Source organism: Thioclava sp. JM3 (genome assembly GCF_002213185.1).
GTDB classification, from domain to species: Bacteria; Pseudomonadota; Alphaproteobacteria; order Rhodobacterales; family Rhodobacteraceae; genus Thioclava; species Thioclava nitratireducens.
This window is the reverse complement of the sequence record NZ_NBOB01000004.1, coordinates 85,382-102,708: the sequence shown is the minus strand read 5'-3', so window position 1 is coordinate 102,708 and position 17,327 is coordinate 85,382. Positions and strand designations below refer to the sequence as shown.

Genomic DNA, 17,327 nt, shown 5'->3' with positions numbered 1-17,327 from the left:
GGCGCCGCCGCGCCTTCATTTCAAGGGAGGGGATCATGAGTGATCGCATCTTCGGCGCCGTCGGCCTGTGCCTCGCGCTGTTCTACGGCTGGGCGACGCTGCAAATCCAAGAAAGTTTCCTGTCGGATGCGGTGGGGCCGAAAACCTTTCCGCTGGTGATCGCGGTGATCCTCGGGCTGGCTTCGCTCGCGATCCTGCTCAAGCCCGATCCCGACCCGGTCTGGCCGAGCCTCTCGCGGCTCGCTGAAATCCTCGCCGCCGTCGTGGTGATGATCCTCTATGCGGAATTCCTGCCCATCGCGGGCTTCCTGATCGCGACAGCTTTTGCCAGCGCCTACCTGACATGGCGGCTGGGCACGCGGCCGCTGCAATCCGTCGTCGTCGGCGTCGCCACCTCGATCGGTATCTACGTAATTTTCAAGCTGGTGCTGGGGCTGTCGCTCGCCAGCGGCCCCTTCGGTTTCTGAGGTGAAATGATGGACACCCTGATGTCACTCGCAGACGGTTTTCACACCGCTCTGACCTTCGAAAACCTGCTGCTCGCGCTTTTGGGCACGTTCCTCGGCACCATGATGGGCGCGCTGCCCGGCCTCGGCCCGTCCAACGGCGTCGCGATCCTGATCCCCCTTGCCTTCACCCTGGGGCTGGGAGCCACGCCCTCGCTGATCTTGCTCACGAGCGTCTATTACGGGGCGATGTATGGCGGGCGGATCAGTTCGATCCTGCTGAATATTCCGGGCGACGAACCCGCGATGATGACCTGTCTCGACGGCTATCCGATGGCTAAGAAGGGGCTTGCGGGCGAGGCGCTGTCGCTCTCGGGTATCGCAAGCTTCGTGGGTGCTTTCATCGCCACCTGGGGCCTGATCCTGCTGGCACCGCAGCTGGTGAAATTCGCGCTGCTGTTCGGTCCGGCGGAATATTTCGCGCTGTTCGCGCTGGCCTTTGCCACGCTGGGCGGGGTCTCCTCGACCAATCAGGCGAAATCGGCCTTCGCCGCGATGCTGGGCCTCGGCCTGTCGGTGATCGGGGTGGACACCCAGACCGGCGTGCCGCGTCTGACCTTCGGCGAGGTGCACCTCTATGACGGGCTCGATTTCCTCGTCGCCATCGTCGGTCTTTTCGCGCTGTCGGAAGTGTTCATCTTCCTCGAGCACCGCCACGGTTCGGCCACCGGCGCGGGTCACAAGGTCTCGGTCGGGCGCATCACACCCCCGTGGAAGATGGTGAAAGAGACGACGCCGACCATGCTGCGCTCGTCGCTCTTGGGCTTCGTCGCGGGCGTGCTGCCGGGGGCAGGGGCGTCGCTGGGCTCCTTCATCTCCTACTCGATGGAGAAGAAGCTGGTGGACCGCAAGAACACCTTCGGCACGGGCGACCCGCGCGGTGTCGCGGCCCCCGAGGCGGGCAACAACGCCGCAGCCGGCGGTGCGCTTGTGCCGATGCTGGCGCTCGGCGTGCCGGGCTCGGGGACGACGGCGGTGCTGCTGGCAGTGCTTCTGTCGCTCAACATCACGCCCGGCCCCTTGCTGTTCCAGAACAACCCCGATGTCGTCTGGGGCCTGATCGCGGCGCTCTTCATCGCCAACTTCATGCTGCTTGCGATGAACATCCCGATGGTGGGCATCTTCACCCGCGTCCTGATGATCCCGCCGCGCATCCTGATGCCGATCGTCGCGATGGTGTCCTTCGTGGGGATCTACGGGATTTCCGGCTCCAGCTTCGATCTGCTGGTGATGATCGGCTTCGGCGTGATGGGCTGGGTACTGCGCAAGCTCGACGTGCCGCTGGTGCCGATCATTCTCGGCACCCTTCTGGGCAACACGATGGAGAACAACCTGCGCCGGGCGGTCACGATCTCGAATGGCGATTACGGAACGCTGGTCGGCAGCCCGCTGGCAATCGGCCTGTGGACGGTGGCGATTGTCGGCTTCATCCTGCCGCTGTTCCTCGGGCGCTTCGTGAAAGCGCGGATGCATGAGCGCCGCGATGACGAGGGTGCGATCGAAGACTGATCGCACCCCCAAGCCCAGCACCGCACCTCCCCCGCGGTGCCTGCGCCGGATTGAAGGCAGGGGCGGCGGTGGTCAATCCGCCGCCCCTTTTTGCCTCCGATCCGTTACTGCGTGGTCCAACCACCATCGACCGGAATGGACGTACCGGTCACGTTGTGGGCGATCGGCGCACAGAGCCAAAGCGCGAGCGCCCCGATCTCGGACGGGTCCGAGAGACGTCGCGTCGGCTGCTTCTCCGCCAGAAGATCCGCGATCCCCGCGGCCCGGTCGCCGCCATGGGCCGCTGCGCGTTCCGCGATCTGCGGCCCGAGGATGTCGGTTTCGGTCCAGCCCGGGCAGATGCAGTTCACCGTCACGCCGCCCGCTTCACGCGTGCCCGCCTGCGCATATTCCAGCGCCGCGACGCGGCTCATGCCGACGAGGCCGAATTTCGAGGCGACATAGGGCGCCTTGTTGGCCGAGGCCACAAGCCCATGCACCGAGGCGATATTGATCACCCGCCCGTAGCCGCGCTCGGCCATGTCCGGCATCGCGCGACGCATCGTATGGAATGCACCCGAGAGGTTCACCGCGAGCACCGCGTTCCAGATCTCGGGCGTGGCGTCGGCAAGGCTGGTGGTGCGCTGGATGCCTGCGTTGTTCACGAGTATATCCGCGCCGCCCCACTTCGCGACCGCGTCCATCATCGCGTCGATTTGCGTGGGATCGGCCATGTCGGCGTCGAAGAACTTCACCTCGGGCGAACCCGCCTTTTCCAGCACCGCCGTCGCCTTGGCGATCTGCGCCTCATCGGCCAGCCCGTGCAGCGCGATACGCGCGCCCGCCTCGGCCAGCGACTTCGCGATGGCGAGCCCGATCCCCTGCACCGAGCCTGTCACCAGTGCGGTCTTTCCCTCCAGTTGCGACATCAATCCTCCTCCGTCACCATTTTGCGCAGCTCGGTTTTCAGAACCTTGCCGTAATTGTTCTTGGGTAGCTGCGCGATCACGCGATACGTCTTGGGGCGCTTGAAGCGTGCGATCTGCTCGCAGCAGTGTTGATCGAGGGCGGCCGGGTCGATCTCGGCTCCCGGCGCGGGCGTGACGAAGGCCACGACGCTCTCGCCCCATTCCGGGTCGGGTTTTCCGACCACCGCGACCTCGTGGACGGAAGGGTGCAGCAGCAGAACCTCCTCGACCTCGCGGGGATAGATGTTGGTGCCGCCCGAAATGATGACATCCTTGGAGCGATCCTGCAGCGTGACGAAGCCGTCCGCATCCATCGTGCCCAGATCGCCGGTCCAGAGCCAGCCGTCGCGAAGCGCTTTCGCACTCGCCTCCGGGTTCTGCCAGTAGCCCGACATCACCGCCGCGCCGCGCACGAGGATCTCGCCGGTCTCGCCAGCGGGCAGGGGGCGGCCATCGGGATCAGCGATCCGCACCGAGACCGGGCTATGCGCGAGCCCGACCGAGGCCAGTCGTTCGCGCCAGCGCGGGTGGGTGCGATCCGCCACCAGCTCGCGCGACAGGGCGGTGATCGTCATCGGGCTCTCGCCCTGGCCGTAGATCTGCACGAAGCGCGGCCCCATCACCTCGACTGCCTCGATGATATCGGCGACATACATCGGTCCACCGCCATAGACGATGGTCTTGATGCCCTCGCCAGTCTGCCCCGCGGCGCGGGCGCGGTCCACCAGACGACGGATCATGGTGGGGGCGGCGAACATCGAGACATGTTGCAGCTTCGGCGCGAGGTCGAGAATTTCGTCGGCCTCGAACCCGCCCGAGCGCGGCACCACATGGCGCGCGCCGCGCATCACATGGACGAAGTTGTAAAGCCCCGCGCCATGCGACATCGGCGCGGCGTAGAGGATCGCGTCCTGCGGCTCGACGCTGTCGACGTCCGAGAAATACCCAAGACACATCGCCTGCACATTGGCCGAGGTGATGCACACGCCCTTGGGCCGCCCGGTCGTGCCGGAGGTGTAGAACAGCCAAACCGTTTGGTCGGCGGCGATCTCGACCGGGGCGAGCATCGGGACATGGTGCAGGAGATCGGCATAGGCCGGGCCTCTCAGGTCCACCGTCTCGACGCCCAGATCGCTTTCCGGACCCCCGGTGAAGGCAAGCTTCGCCTCTGAAGCCTCGATGATCCATGCGGCCTCGCGCGGGTGCAGCTTGCCGTTGATCGGCACCGCCACTGCGCCTGCGAACCACGCGCCATACATCGCCTCGAGATATTCCGGGCAGTTCTTGGCAAACAGCGCGACGCGGTCGCCCGGGGCGATCCCTTTCGAGACCAGCGCAGCCCCGATCCGGGCAGCGCGATCGGCGAATTCCGCATAGGTGGCGCGCAGCTCCTCGCCCTGCAGCAGCGCGGGGGCGTCGGGGGTGCGGATCGCGCTGCGGATCAGCCACTCCGCCGGGTTCATGCCGCGCGCTCCGCTTCGAGGATCGAGCAGTAATTCGCGACGCCCGAGCCGCCCATATTGAAGACGCAACCCAGTTCCGCGCCGGGCAGTTGCATCTCGCCCGCCTGACCGGTGAGCTGCATCGCGGCCAGCACATGCATCGACACGCCGGTCGCGCCGACGGGATGACCCTTGGCCTTCAGCCCGCCCGAGAGGTTCACCGGAAGCTTCCCGTCGCGCAGCACGAGCCCGTCGTCGATGGCGCGCGCGCCGGCGCCTTGCGGCACCAGCCCCATCGCCTCGTAGACGAGCAATTCCGCGATGGTGAAACAGTCATGGACCTCAGCGAAGGAGAGATCACCGACCCTCACGCCCGCCGAAGCATAGGCACGGCGGAAAGCCTCCGCCGGGCCCTCGAAGGCCAGCAGATCGCGGCGCGACATCGGCAGATAGTCATTGACCTGCTCGGCGGCGCGGAAACCTATGGAATTGGCGAAATCGCCCGCGCGGTCGTCCGCGACCATGACCAGCGCCGCCGCCCCGTCGGAGATCAGCGAGCAATCGGTCATCCGCAGCGGCGGGGCGATCATCGGGTTCTTGTCGCTCACCGTGTTGCAGAACTCGAACCCCACATCCTTGCGCATCTGCGCCAGCGGGTTGGCGAGCGCATTGTGGTGGTTCTTCGCCGCGATCCGGGCGAGTGCCGCGGAACGGTCGCCATGCGCCTGATAATAGGCCTGAGCGAAGCGCGCGAAAATCTGCGGGAACGAAACGCCCGCCTCCTCCATCTGGTAAGACGCTCCGGCGAGCGCCTCGGTGACGCCTGCGGTGTCCTTCGCGGTCATCTTCTCGGCCCCGATGACCAGCGCGGCCTTCACCCGGCCCGAGCGGATCGCATCGCGCGCGGCATAGATCGCAGCCGAGCCCGACGCGCAGGCGTTCTCGACGCGGGTCGCAGGCGTGAAGCGCAGCTTGTCGTCGATCCCCAGCGCCAGCGAGCTTGCGAACCCGTCCGGCACCAGCCCGGAGTTGAAATGCCCCAGCCAGATGCCGTCGATCTCTGCCGGGTCGATCCCGGCGTGCTCCAACGCGCCGCCGCCCGCTTCGAGAACCAGATCCTCGAGCGTGCGCCCCTCCAGCTTGCCGAATTTCGTATGGCCCCAGCCGACGATCTTCGCGTCCATGCGGCTCTCCTCCCAATGGTTCTCCGTTGCGGCGGAGACTAGCGCAGGGGCGGCACGACCTCTATTCGTAGAACTACGCTATCGGGAGAAGAGGATGGAGCAGGACCTGCTGGACAGCGATGACATGGCGGTGCTGGCCTTCGATCATGCGCCGGTCGGGCTGGCGGTCACCCGCAATCGGGTGATCGAGCGGTGCAACGCGCGGTTTTGCGAAACCTTCGGCTATGCCGAAGACGAGTTGCCGCAGCGCTCGCTCGCGGTGCTCTACCCGTCGCAGGAGGAGTTTCTGCGCATCGGCGAGATCGGGTTGCGGCGGATGCGTGAGACCGGGCGCTATGCCGATGAGCGGATCATGCAGCGCCGTAACGGGGCACTGTTCTGGTGCCGGGTGCGCGGGCAATCCCTGACGCCGGACGATCCTTTCGCGCGCGCGGTCTGGAGCTTTGCGGATCTCTCAGAATCGCGCCCCGTCGCCGATCTGACGGCGCGAGAGCGGCAGGTGGCAGCCCTTCTGGCCGAGGGGCAGACCAACAAGGAAATCGCGCGGGTGCTGGAGTTGTCGCCGCGCACGGCAGAGGCACATCGCGCGCGGCTGCAGGCCAAGCTCGGCGCGCGCAACACTGCCGAATTGGTGGCGCGGCTGACGGGGCTGCCGCTGTAAGGCTTATTCCAGATGAAAAAGGGGCGCCCGAGCGCCCCTTCGAGTTCGCTCCCTCGTCAGGGATTGGGTTCGGGTTTCCGCGGGACGCCGTTCTTGGGCGACAGTTTGCTCTGGATGATCGCGAGAGCGCTCGACAACGAGGCGGCCTCACGCGAGCTTGTCGCCTCTTCGGGGAAGACGTAATTGCCGTCCGCGATGCTCTTGGCATCCCGTGCGAGCCGCTCGACCGGGCGCAGCAGCAGCTTGAGGAAGACCAGCGTCACGATCAGCATGCACAGCGCCGCCGCCGCGACCGTCGCCAGCGTCACCTGCGTCAGCATCGGAAGATCGGTCGAAACGTTGTCGCGGCGCAGGACCGCGAAGACCCGCCAGCCGAAGTTGGGCAGCTCGTCCTCGACGAAATTCGGTGCGAAAGCATAGGTTTCCCCGTTCTTGTCGTCCACGATGTGGAAGACGCCGGAGGACTTGCTGCGCAGGCTCGCGCCCGATGTCAGATTGTCGGGGAGGGGGGTGCCGTGGTGACGGGTGTCGATCACGGTATCGCCGTTGATGTCCTGCACGACCACGTCGATGCCAAGCTCCTTGCTGGCTTCGAACAGGAAACTGCGCACCCACGCGATCCGCACGCGGTAGACCAGCACACCGGCCTTCTGTCCGTTCGCGCCTTTCACCGGGGTCGAGAGGTTCAGGTAACGCTCCGGCTCGCCGGTCTGCGCATTGGTGATCACCTCGGTGATGGAATCGATCGACGGCACGCGTATGCCGTCGCGGAACCACCGCTTGGAGCTGACATTCTTTCCGACGTCATAGCCGTTCGAGCCGGAGATGATCGTGCCATCGGGCGCGGCGAAGCCTGCCCAAGCGACCTGACCGCCGGTCCGCGAGACGGCGTCCATGAACCTGTCGATGTCGTCTTGCGTTGCAGAACCGAGGGCCCGCGCCACGGCGTGCATACTGTCCCATTCCCGCGTCAAAGCCGTGTTGAAGCTGAGCGCGATCGCGTCCGAACCTCGGAGGACCAATTTGTGCTCGATAGCTACCTGGTACTCGTGGGCCCGGTCCGAGACGATCTTTGCGACGAAGACTGCAGTCGCGGCCACGACAAGTACCATCGCCATAGCGGTACGCAGGAAAATGCCCCCGAGATTGTGATTTCGACGCATGGTCATCCTCGTTTCAATCCTAAGTTATGTACAGGAGGGAACGCCTATAAGTCATAGTTAATGGTTAATTACGGCGAGAAAGTGGTGTCGGGTTGTTGTTGTGAACCTTTTTGCGGGACCGGGGTCAGGCCGCTTGCAAAGCGCAAATCGACGCCGAACACTCGCCATCGAAGGATACGCGTTGTTCCCGTATTGGACGGCGCTGAAAAACAAGAGTTTCCCTAAGGTTAAGGGGAATCAGAGGAGGCCGCCAAGGTCTCAGGCAGAGCTATACAGGATTCGCAGAATGCACAAGATTCACTGGCTGAGCGTCGCGGTCGCGACGTCGCTGACACAGGCGCTGGGGCCGGTCTCGCCCGCCCGTGCAGACGGGACGTTCTTGCAGGCCGATCTCGGGACGAACACCTCCGATGCGGTGTTTGCGATATCGCGCGGCAAGGTGAGTTTCGGCGCGAATTTCTCTGATTACGAGGGCGGCTGGTCGACCGGGGCCGTGGTGACGCGTGACTTCGCGCTTGGGGGAATCGGAACGCTGAAGGTCGGGCCCAGCATCGGGCGGACGCTGTCGGACGATAACTGGCGACTCGGGGTGCGGGCGGGACTGGAGCGCTATTCGCCCACCCGATTCGGGCATGTCTTCCTGCTGGCCCAGTACAACACGATCGATCAGGATTGGTTCGCGCTGTTTCAGGCAGGGAATCGCTCCGGTCTGGGGCTCGAGCTTTCGGCGGGGGGAAGCGACACTTATTCCGAGCGGACGATTGCGGTGACCCAGAAAATCGGCGACGGGCCGGTCTCGATCAGGGCTGGCTGGCGGGCCTTCGCCAAGGAAGCCTTCGTGGGTCTTTCCATCAACACCTATTGATGCCTGCCGTCGCAGGGTCACTCGTCCGACGAGTATTTCGGCAGGAAACGGCGGTAGATGTCGTGCAGGAGGGCGCCCGGGCGGACATGGCTGACGCCGGGCTCGTCACCTTCCGCGTAGAAGCGCACGAAGAGCTGTTCGCGCTGCTCCTCGGTCGGGAGCAGCTGCAACCGCGCGCCGTCCCGCGTCTTCGCAATGACGTAGCACTCGATCGGGCCGGTGATCTGGTCGATCGTCAGTTTGCCGCGGGTCTGTTCCGGTAAGGTCAGGCCGCGAAGGCGCACCGTGTCCATCGTGAAGGAGGTCATCCAGACCCAGTATTCCACGCCGTCGGAGTCGAAGGAAATCCGCTCGGGCTTGTCCGCGACATGGATTTCCCGCCGGGGCAGCTCCACACAGGCGCGACAGGTCGCGGCGAGCAGGAACAGATTGTAGATGGTCCAGAACAGGATCACCCATTTACCGTCCCCCGCGTCGAAATAGGCGAAGCGATCCCAGATGATCCCGATCAGAAGGCCGCCCAGCGTCAGGAAAAGCAGGATCAGGAACGGCATCATGATCCGCCACTGCACGACGACTTTCGACCGATCCCCGCCTTTCGCGGTCACCGAGAACGGGTGGCCATGGGGGCGCAGCAGACCTGTGAAAGCGGCGCGAGCGATCGGGATAGCGCCGATCAATTGGCTGACATCGTTCAGGATCGGCACGACCATACCGCGGCTGAGCATGTTGAGCGTCATCAGGCTCCACAGGTAGTAGACACCGAAATAGCTCAGTACGTCCGCGAGGCCCGCATTCACCACCGTGATGTTGAAATACCAGTAGAGCAGCGGATAGCAGATCGCCGCGATCCGGAAGGGGAAGGTCGTGGTCCAGTAGAGGATCGAGTCGATCACGCTCCAGCGGTCGCGCAGGCGCAGGTTGCTCTTCGAGAACGGTCCGAGCGAGGAGCGCGCGATCTGCATCAGGCCGAGGCACCAGCGGGCGCGCTGGGTGATGTATTCCTTGAGCCCTTCCGGGGCGAGCCCCTCGGTCAGCGGCTCGGCCAGATAGACGGTGCGCCAGCCCGCGTTCTGCAACGCCAGCGTCAGCATGAAATCCTCGGTCACGCTCTCGGTGTTGAAGCCGCCGATCTCGCGCAGCGCGCTCCAGCGGCAGACCGAGGAGGTGCCGCAACAAAAGGCGATCCCCCAGCCGTCGCGCGACGGCTGCATCTGATCGAAGAAGAAACGCTGCTCGTCGGGATAGGAGCTGTCGAGGCGAAAATTGTGCTGGATCGGGTCGGAGTTGAAGAAGTGTTGCGGCGTCTGCACGAGCCCCACTTCGGGGTCGTGAAACAGCGCCAGTGTGCGTGAGATGAAGCCGCGATGGGGCACGAAATCCGCATCGAGGATTGCGACGAAGTCGGGCTGCACCTCTTCTTCGGCCAGCCGGTCCAGCGCGTGGTTGATATTGCCCGCCTTCTGCCCTTCGTTGTCGGCCCGGCGCATGTAGCGCACGCCCTTGGCCTCGCAGAAATCGCGCAGCCAGTCGCGGCGGCTGTCGTCGCAGACGATGATCGTCTTGTTGCGGTGACGCAGGAACTTCGCGCCCACGATGGTGCGTTCGAGAACGTCGCGATCCTCGTTGTAGGTGGCGATCAGGATCGCGACGAGCGGCTCTCGCTCGGTCGGGAGATTGACGTATCGATCCGCGTCCTCGCTGCGCAGCTTGATCCGCGACAGGACCAGAAAGGCGCTGAGCGAGCCGATCATGGTGAGACCTTCGAGTGCATAGAGCGACCAGCTCGCCAGCGCGTCCAGCGTCAGGCCGGGCGGGGCGAGGGTCTCGGTCCCGCGCCACCAGATATAGCGCAGCGCCAGAACGGCGCTGATCCCCAGCAAGACCGCGCGGTGCCAGTTGCGCCGCGTGTTGACGAAGCTCGGCAGGATGGCCGTGATGCCCACCACGAGGATGAGCTGCATCGCCGCCGAGCCAAGCTCTCCCAGTTGCGGATAGAAGAACATGCCGTCCCGCCCTCAGCGCAGGAAGTCGAGGGGGCGGCGCTCGAAGAATACCCGCCCGGTCCGCCCCACGGGACAGTCGAGATCGGGATCCGATTTCAGTTCCGGGACGAGAAGGGTCACGTCGTAACGCTCGAGATGTTCCTTGTTCGGCGCGATCGCGAGATGCTGGTAGACATCCGCCGCGCCACTCCCTGCGAGCCGGGCGACCGTCGCGTCGTAAATCCTGTCGCGCGAAGCCAGTTTGAACGTCGCGGAATCGCCCACCTTAAGGCTGTTATAGACCCCTTCGCTCACCGAGGCGGTCACCAGCGGGACGTCGCAATCCACAAGCTCCATGATCGGATCGCCCCGCTGCACCGTCACGCCATCCGCCTGCAGTGTCTCCCAGTAGATTCCGTTCGCAGGCGAGGTCACATGGCTGGAGGACATCGTGGCCACCCGCGTCTGTTCTTGCGCGCGTCGGTCTTCCAGCGTCTTGAGGCGGGTCTGGGCCTCCGTGAGGTTCGCTTCGAGCGAGGCGATCGCCCCGTCCAGATCGGCACCGCGCTGTTCGGAGCTCGGCGCGTCGTTATAGCCGTCGCCGAGAAAGACGCCCGACTTGGCCGCGTCGAGCGAAATTTCGAGCAGCGCCACGTCTTCGCGCGCCTGCATCAGAGGAGCGGTGTCCGTGGTGGCGGGCGGGGCGGTCTGCGCAACCTTGGTCGCGCTCGTCTCCGAGCCTTGCGCCTTCGGCTGGAGCCGGTCGAGCCGCGCGCGGGCGAATTTCAGCTTGGTCTCGATCTCGGCAATGCGATGTTCGCGATAAATCTTGGTGCGCTCGCCATAGGATTTGCGTTGCGCCCGTTTTGCGCCGAGATCGCTCTCGATACGATCGACGGTTGCCTGCGCGTTCGCGACCTCCATCCGCAGGTCGTCGAGCCGCGTCCTGTCGGGCAGGCTGTCATCTACAGTGGCAAGTCGTTCGCCCTTGGCGACATCCGCGCCGAGCGGGCGCTTCGGCATCGAAAGCTTGCCCGCAGTGCTAGTGCGTACGGTGACGACGGGCGCATTGACGACGGCGTCGGCACTGACGCCCGACATCTGCTCTCCGACGATGACCCAAAGAGCGCCCGCGACGAGGACAAGGCCGATGACGGGGCGTAGCGTTTTCAATTCGAGGCTCCTCGAGAATGCGCGTTTCAGCGGGGCGGGGCGATGACGCCAGACAACTTATAAACGTAACGTAATTGCAAGATGCAACCCAAGGCCGACAGGGAAATTTGATCTGTGATCTATGCGCTATGCCCATGCGGCTGGCGGTGGCGGCAGCGGCGGCGTTGGGCGGGCGCCTTGCCTGAACTATCCGTCGATAAGATGAGGGCAATTCACGCGTCCGTGATATGCTTCTTCCTCTCAGGAGGAGGATTCATCCATGACCGACCCAGCCAATGCGCGTCGCTTGACGGCGGCCGATTTCGACCAGGAACTTCTCGATCTTTATGACTATTATGTCCATGGCAAAATCTCGAAACGGGAATTTCTCGACCGCGCGGGGAAATGGGCGGTGGGTGGCCTGACCGCCGTCGCGATTCTCGGGGCGCTCGCGCCGAATTACGCGCTCGCCCAGCAGGTGGCCGAGGACGATCCCGACATTCAGGGCGAGGACATAACCTATCCCAGCCCGAACGGCACCGGCGAGATCACCGCCTATCTGGTGCGCCCGACGCAGATCGACCCGGACAATCCGCCGGCCGCGATCCTCGTCGTGCACGAGAACCGCGGCCTCAATCCCTATATCCGCGACGTCGTTCGCAGGCTCGCCAAGGCGGGGTTCGTGGCGATGGGGCCCGATGGGTTGTCCTCTCTCGGCGGCTATCCGGGCAATGACGACGAGGGGCGCGAGATGCAGCGCAGTCTCGATCAGGGGGCGCTGCTCAATGATTTCTTCGCGGGATTCGAGTATCTCCAGACGCTCGACGGCACCAACGGCAAGGTCGGCGCGACCGGATTCTGCTATGGCGGGGGCGTGGTGAACAAGCTCGCTGTCGCCTACCCGGAAATGGGCGCGGGCGTGCCGTTCTACGGGGCCGCGCCCGACAGCGCACAGGTCGCAATGATCGAGGCGCCGCTACTGATCCAACTCGCCGCGCTCGATCAGCGCATCAATGCGATGTGGCCCGAGTATCAAAAGGCGCTCGAGGAAAACGACAAGCGCTACGAGGCTTATATCTATCCGGGCGTGAACCACGGGTTCCACAACGACACGACGCCGCGCTACGACGAGGCCGCCGCTAAGCTGGCAGAGGAGCGCATGATCGCGTGGTTCCGGACCTACCTCGCCGGGTGATCTGCCGCGCTTGCGACGTGCCGGGGGTGCGCTCGGATTTGGCGCGTGCTACGCCTCTCGCAGATCCGCGCCGAAGCGCGGAGCGGCACAAGAGGGAGAGAGGCGCGCGCATGAGAAACGGTGGTCAACTTCTGGTCGAAAGCCTCGTAGGGCTCGGTGCGCGCAAGGCGTTCGGGGTGCCGGGCGAAAGCTATCTCGCGGTGCTCGATGCGCTGCACGACACGCAAGGCACGCTCGATTTCGTGCTGTGCCGTCAGGAAGGCGGGGCGAGCTTCATGGCCGCCGCATATGGTAAGCTGACCGGGGAGCCGGGCATCTGCATGGTGACGCGCGGCCCCGGGGCGACCAATGCCTCGATCGGGGTGCATACCGCGATGCAGGATTCCGCACCGATGATCCTCTTCGTGGGGCAGGTCGGCACCGATATGAAGGGCCGCGAGGCGTTTCAGGAGCTCGATTACAAGGCGGTTTTCGGGACGATGGCGAAATGGGCGGTCGAGATCGACCGGGTCGAACGTATCCCCGAAATTCTGTCGCGGGCCTGGACGATGGCTGTGAGCGGGCGGCCCGGCCCTGTCGTGGTTGCGCTGCCCGAGGACATGCTGACCGCGATGACCGAGGCCGCGCCGCTTGGTGCGCCCGTCCGGATCACCGAGCCGCAGCCCGATCCGACGGCGATGGGCGAACTGGGCGAGATGCTCGCCGGGGCCGAGCGTCCCTTGATCCTCTACGGTGGGTGCAACTGGCGCGGGGATGGCACGTCGCCCATTAAGTTCTTCGCGGAAGCTTCTGATATCCCTGTGCTTTCGGTCTTTCGCTATCAAGACCAGTTCGACAATAATTCACCCGTTTTCTGTGGCGATGCGGGCGTCGGGATGGCGCCGCATGTGAAGCGTCTGATGCGCGAGGCCGACGTGATCCTCGCGATCAATGCACGCTTTGGCGAGAATACGACCGACGGCTACACGCTTCTCGACGTGCCGCAGCCCGCGCAGCGGCTGATCCATGTCCACGGCTCCGATCTGGAGATCGGCAAGATTTACCGTCCCGAACTTGGCATCCATGCCGGACCGAACGCCTTTGCCGCCGCACTTGGCGCAATGGACCCGGTCAAAGGCGGCTGGGCCGATTGGCGCGCCGAGGGACGGGCGGCCTATGACGCTGGCTTCGATCTGCCGGAGCTGCCCTCGCCGGTCGATATGGGCAAGGTCTGCGCCTATCTGCGCGAGGAACTGCCCGAGGACATGATCCTGACCAACGGGGCGGGCAATTTCGCGGTCTGGCCGGGGCGGTTCTTCCGCTTCGGGCCGAAGGCCACGCTGCTTGCGCCGCAATCGGGCGCGATGGGCTATGGGGTGCCCGCCGCGATTGCCGCCAAGGTGGCGCAGCCCGAGCGGACCGTGGTCTGCTTCGCGGGCGACGGCGATTTCCAGATGACCTCGCAGGAGCTTGCCACCGCCGCGCAGGCGGGCGCACAGCCGATCATTCTGATCCTCAATAACGGGATTTACGGCACGATCCGCGCCCATCAGGAGCGCAATTATCCGACCCGTGTGTCGGGCACGACGATGGCGGTGAACCCGGATTTCGCGGCCTTGGCGAAGGCCTATGGCTTCCACGGCGAGCGGGTCGAGCGGACGGAGGATTTCGCCGCCGCCTTTGAACGTGCGCGGGCCTCCGAGACCGGCGCGGTGCTGGACCTCGTGATCTCGCCCGAGGCGCTGACCCCGCGCCAGTCGCTCTCGGCGATGCGTTCGGCGGCACTGGAGGCGGGCAAGGGGCGCTGAGCGCCTGCCGCCTCAGAACGTCTCGACCCAGGGGCGCAGCGTGATCTCGTTTGTCCAGGCGCTGCGATCCTGCTCGATCAGTTGGCGGTAGGTCTTCGCGATCGCCTCGGGGCGCAGCATCGAGCCGGGCTCGTCCGGCGCCTCGTTGCGACCGGGGTTGAGGATCATTCCGTCGATATTCACCCAGGCGACATGGATACCCTTGGGGTGCAACTCTCGCGCCATGCTCTCCGCCAGCCCGCGTTGCGCGAATTTGCCCATCGCGAAGGGGGCGGAGCGTGCGAAGCCTTTCACCCCGGCGGAGGCTCCGGTGAACAGGATCGTGCCGCGAGTGCCGTCGGCGGGCTCCGCCGTCAGCATCCGGCGCGCGGCGTGTTTGCCGGTGAGAAACGCCCCGATCGCAGTGATCTCGACGGCGGCGCGGACCTCTTCGGCGTCGAGCTCCGCAACCGGGCCGCGCACCCGTCCCGAGGGGTTGTAGACCACGACGCGCGGCGGCTCTGGCAGAGCGTCGAACAGCGCCGCGATGGCGGCCTCGTCGGTCGCGTCCAGCTGCACCGTGCGCGCACCGATTTCCTCGGCCAGCGCCTGCATCCGTACGGTGCTGCGGGCCGCGAGAGTCAGGTCATAATCGGGCGCAAGCTCCCGCGCCACGGCGGCGGAAAGCCCGTCGCCCACCCCGATGATCACCGCCTGTGCCTTGCTCATGGCCTTTCCTCCTTGCTCGGTTTCGGTCCCCGCGCGCGCCGCGGATGCCCTATGACATAGTCCGGTGCGACAGTGGCCCAAACCGGGCCTCGCGTCCGCGCCAGCCACAGCTTACCCGAAAAGTTTAAGATGCGAGCGCCAGATCACGATCGGGCAGACGGCCCCGAAATCGGCGAGCCCGGTTATCGACCAGATCAGCAGCCGGCCCGGCCAGTGGCGGCGACCGTCAGATGATCGGTCAGCAGGATTGCCTGCAGCGGGGTCGCGGGCGCGCCGTCAGCAGCGCCACGCCCACGCCCTGCGTACAGGCCCGGCTGACCGTTCTGTCTTCAGGTCACGCGGCGCCAAGGCTGCGCAGGGAAGTGCACGGCCTCGCCGGTCTCGATCGAGCGTTGCACGGCCTGACCGATCGCGACCGCGGCCCAACCATCTTCCAGCGTGACCTCGGGTGCTGCGCGCTCCCCGCGCACGAGAGCGAGGAAGCCGACATGCTGGTGATAGGTGGAGCCGTTGTGATCGCCAGCGGCGAGCAATTCCTCGGGCACGGGCAACTCGCGCTCCACCGGGCCCTTCGGATCGCGCGGCGAGATCACTAGCTTCGGTACCGGCGGCAGACCCAGATGCTCGGGCCAGAAGCGGGTCGGGCCGGGCACCAGTGCCTCGATCTTGCCGTTGGGCCCGACGGCGGTGACCTCCTCCTGATAGCGCGCGCCCTCGGCATACATGCACAGTTCCAGCATCGCCCGCGCGCCGTTCTCGAATTCGACGATCGCGAAGCCCGCGTCGAGGATGTCGGGTGCGCCGTCCTCGGAGACGTGGTTCACCGGCGCAGGAGCCGAGGCCATGACGCGCACCGGCTCGGACTTCAGCGCGAGGCGCATCAGGTCGAAGAAGTGGCAGCATTTCTCGACGAAGGTGCCGCCGGTATAGCGATTGAAGCGGTTCCAGTTGCCGACCTTGAACAGGAAGGGGAAGCGGTGTTCGCGGACCGTGAGCATAGTGATCCCGCCCGTCGCTGCCTCGGCCTCCTCAAGGAAGGCGGCGATCGGCGGCATGTAGCGATATTCCATCGCGACCCAGACCGGGGCGGGGTAGTTGTCGCGGAAGGCTTGCAGCCGCTCGGCATGGGTCGGGTCGGTGAAGAGCGGCTTTTCCACGAGCACCGGCAGCGGGCGTGTCGATGCGATCTCTTCGAGCTGTTCGAGATGGCGGAAATTCGGGCTGGTGATGACGAGGCAGTCGAGCGCCTCCACCGCCAGAAGCTCCGCCACCGAGGCCACCATCTGCGCCCCCGGGGCGAGCGTCTGCGCGGCCTGCGCCATCTCCGCGTCGGGCTCGAAGATCGCCGCGACCTCCGCCCCGTCGAGCAGTGCGATATTACGCAGGTGTTCCTGCCCCATCATGCCGCAGCCGATCATGCCGTAGCGAACGGGTTCCGTCTTGGTGGCGCTCATCCGAGCCTCCTCATCTCATGCGTTGAACGTAATGCGCGCGGCTGGTGTCGAACCATGTGCGCGAAAATTCGACCGGGGCAGACCCGTCGGCCCAGCTGAAGCGCTCGATATAGCCAGCGGTCTCACCGGGGCGGCAGTCGAGCTCCGACGGCCCCCAGTCCGGCATCGGGGCGAAGCTGACCCGGTCTTCGGCGCTCGCGATCCAGAAACCGAGCGCGCGTTGATAGTAGGCGTAAAGCGAGTCCTCCAGATCCTCGGCTTTCACCTCGCCCTTCGAGGCGTCGAGCCAGATTTCCTCCGCCGCGACTGGCGTCTCATCGAGGAAACGCAGGCGGCGCACCCGGCTCGCACGCAAGGCTGTGCCGAAGGCAGGCAGGTCGGCGGGCTTGTCCATCACGTCGACCGAGAGGATGCGGGCATTCGGGAAGCCGCCGCCCGAGAGCAGTTCGATCCGCAGCATGGAGTAGAAATGGTCGCGCAGGTTGCGGGTGCGGATGTAATTGCCCGAGCCTTGCACACGCTCCAGCAGGCCTTTCTCCTCGAGATCCTCCAGCGCGCGCCGCAACGTCCCCACCGCGATCTTCAGCTGCGCGGACATCGTCCGTTCCGGGGGCAGGCGCTCCCCGTCGGTGAGTCGTCCCGCCGCGATATCTCGAATCAGCATCTCGGAAATCTGCTGATAGATCGGCAGTCCGGTGCGCTCTGACCCTTGATTTGCCTGTGTCACTTGGTCGCCCCAAAAATTGATACAGTATTGATCTATATCAAG

General features: G+C 65.3%; 15 protein-coding genes. 6 read left to right on the top strand and 9 right to left on the bottom strand.

Annotated features, from left to right (window positions below; translation table 11 throughout):
• The first annotated feature begins 35 nt into the window (after positions 1-35).
• Complete coding sequence (locus B6V73_RS08420) at positions 36-467, top strand: tripartite tricarboxylate transporter TctB family protein (protein WP_075774638.1); 432 nt, start codon at positions 36-38, stop codon at positions 465-467.
• 9 nt (positions 468-476) lie between these two features.
• Positions 477-2,015: a tripartite tricarboxylate transporter permease gene (locus B6V73_RS08415; protein ID WP_075774750.1), complete on the top strand. Its 1,539-nt coding sequence runs from the start codon at positions 477-479 to the stop codon at positions 2,013-2,015.
• Positions 2,016-2,119: 104 nt separating this feature from the next.
• Here B6V73_RS08415 and B6V73_RS08410 read toward each other — a convergent pair whose 3' ends face one another.
• From B6V73_RS08410 to B6V73_RS08400, 3 genes are read right to left on the bottom strand one after another with little or no spacing between them, the layout of a single operon-like run.
• A complete protein-coding gene (locus tag B6V73_RS08410) occupies positions 2,120-2,923 on the bottom strand; it encodes a 3-hydroxybutyrate dehydrogenase (protein WP_088725017.1) in 804 nt (267 codons plus the stop codon).
• On the bottom strand, positions 2,923-4,425 hold the full coding sequence (locus B6V73_RS08405; protein WP_088725016.1) for an AMP-binding protein: 1,503 nt from the start codon (positions 4,423-4,425) through the stop codon (positions 2,923-2,925). The genes B6V73_RS08410 and B6V73_RS08405 overlap by 1 nt, the downstream gene beginning before the upstream one ends.
• Positions 4,422-5,588 (bottom strand): acetyl-CoA acetyltransferase, encoded by a 1,167-nt coding sequence (locus B6V73_RS08400; RefSeq protein WP_088725015.1) that lies wholly within the window; start codon positions 5,586-5,588, stop codon positions 4,422-4,424. The genes B6V73_RS08405 and B6V73_RS08400 overlap by 4 nt, the downstream gene beginning before the upstream one ends.
• A 124-nt stretch (positions 5,589-5,712) precedes the next feature.
• On the opposite strand from B6V73_RS08400, the gene B6V73_RS08395 reads away from it, so the two are divergent.
• Positions 5,713-6,249 carry a PAS and helix-turn-helix domain-containing protein gene (locus tag B6V73_RS08395; protein ID WP_088719385.1) on the top strand — a complete coding sequence of 179 codons (537 nt, stop codon included), beginning with the start codon at positions 5,713-5,715 and terminating at the stop codon, positions 6,247-6,249.
• A gap of 56 nt (positions 6,250-6,305) precedes the next feature.
• On the opposite strand, the gene B6V73_RS08390 is transcribed toward B6V73_RS08395, so the two are convergent.
• Entirely contained in the window at positions 6,306-7,418 is a 1,113-nt protein-coding gene (locus tag B6V73_RS08390; RefSeq protein ID WP_088725014.1) for a cache domain-containing protein, read from the bottom strand.
• A 280-nt stretch (positions 7,419-7,698) separates the two neighbouring features.
• Here B6V73_RS08390 and B6V73_RS08385 point away from each other — a divergent pair, with 280 nt between their 5' ends.
• Positions 7,699-8,277, top strand: a complete 579-nt coding sequence (locus tag B6V73_RS08385; protein ID WP_088725013.1) for a hypothetical protein — start codon at positions 7,699-7,701, stop codon at positions 8,275-8,277.
• 17 nt (positions 8,278-8,294) lie between these two features.
• Here the strand turns inward: B6V73_RS08385 and B6V73_RS08380 are convergent, their stop codons facing one another.
• Together B6V73_RS08380 and B6V73_RS08375 are read right to left on the bottom strand one after the other, a co-directional pair.
• Positions 8,295-10,283, bottom strand: coding sequence for a cellulose synthase catalytic subunit (locus B6V73_RS08380; protein WP_075774644.1), 1,989 nt, complete (start codon positions 10,281-10,283; stop codon positions 8,295-8,297).
• A 12-nt stretch (positions 10,284-10,295) separates the two neighbouring features.
• Positions 10,296-11,435, bottom strand: coding sequence for an HlyD family efflux transporter periplasmic adaptor subunit (locus tag B6V73_RS08375; RefSeq protein ID WP_088725012.1), 1,140 nt, complete (start codon positions 11,433-11,435; stop codon positions 10,296-10,298).
• 259 nt (positions 11,436-11,694) lie between these two features.
• Between B6V73_RS08375 and yghX the strand changes: the two genes are divergently transcribed.
• Complete coding sequence (gene yghX / locus B6V73_RS08370; protein WP_075774646.1) at positions 11,695-12,609, top strand: YghX family hydrolase; 915 nt, start codon at positions 11,695-11,697, stop codon at positions 12,607-12,609.
• 110 nt (positions 12,610-12,719) lie between these two features.
• The gene (locus B6V73_RS08365) at positions 12,720-14,396 is read left to right on the top strand and encodes a thiamine pyrophosphate-dependent enzyme (RefSeq protein ID WP_088725011.1); all 1,677 of its coding nucleotides are present in this window, start codon (positions 12,720-12,722) and stop codon (positions 14,394-14,396) included.
• 12 nt (positions 14,397-14,408) lie between these two features.
• On the opposite strand, the gene B6V73_RS08360 is transcribed toward B6V73_RS08365, so the two are convergent.
• The 3 genes from B6V73_RS08360 to B6V73_RS08350 all read right to left on the bottom strand — a co-directional run bounded on the left by B6V73_RS08360 (position 14,409) and on the right by B6V73_RS08350 (position 17,285).
• Positions 14,409-15,104, bottom strand: a complete 696-nt coding sequence (locus B6V73_RS08360) for an SDR family NAD(P)-dependent oxidoreductase (protein ID WP_088721695.1) — start codon at positions 15,102-15,104, stop codon at positions 14,409-14,411.
• Positions 15,105-15,433: 329 nt separating this feature from the next.
• Positions 15,434-16,558 (bottom strand): Gfo/Idh/MocA family oxidoreductase, encoded by a 1,125-nt coding sequence (locus B6V73_RS08355; protein ID WP_088725010.1) that lies wholly within the window; start codon positions 16,556-16,558, stop codon positions 15,434-15,436.
• A gap of 10 nt (positions 16,559-16,568) precedes the next feature.
• A complete protein-coding gene (locus B6V73_RS08350; protein WP_088721693.1) occupies positions 16,569-17,285 on the bottom strand; it encodes a GntR family transcriptional regulator in 717 nt (238 codons plus the stop codon).
• Positions 17,286-17,327 lie beyond the last annotated feature (42 nt).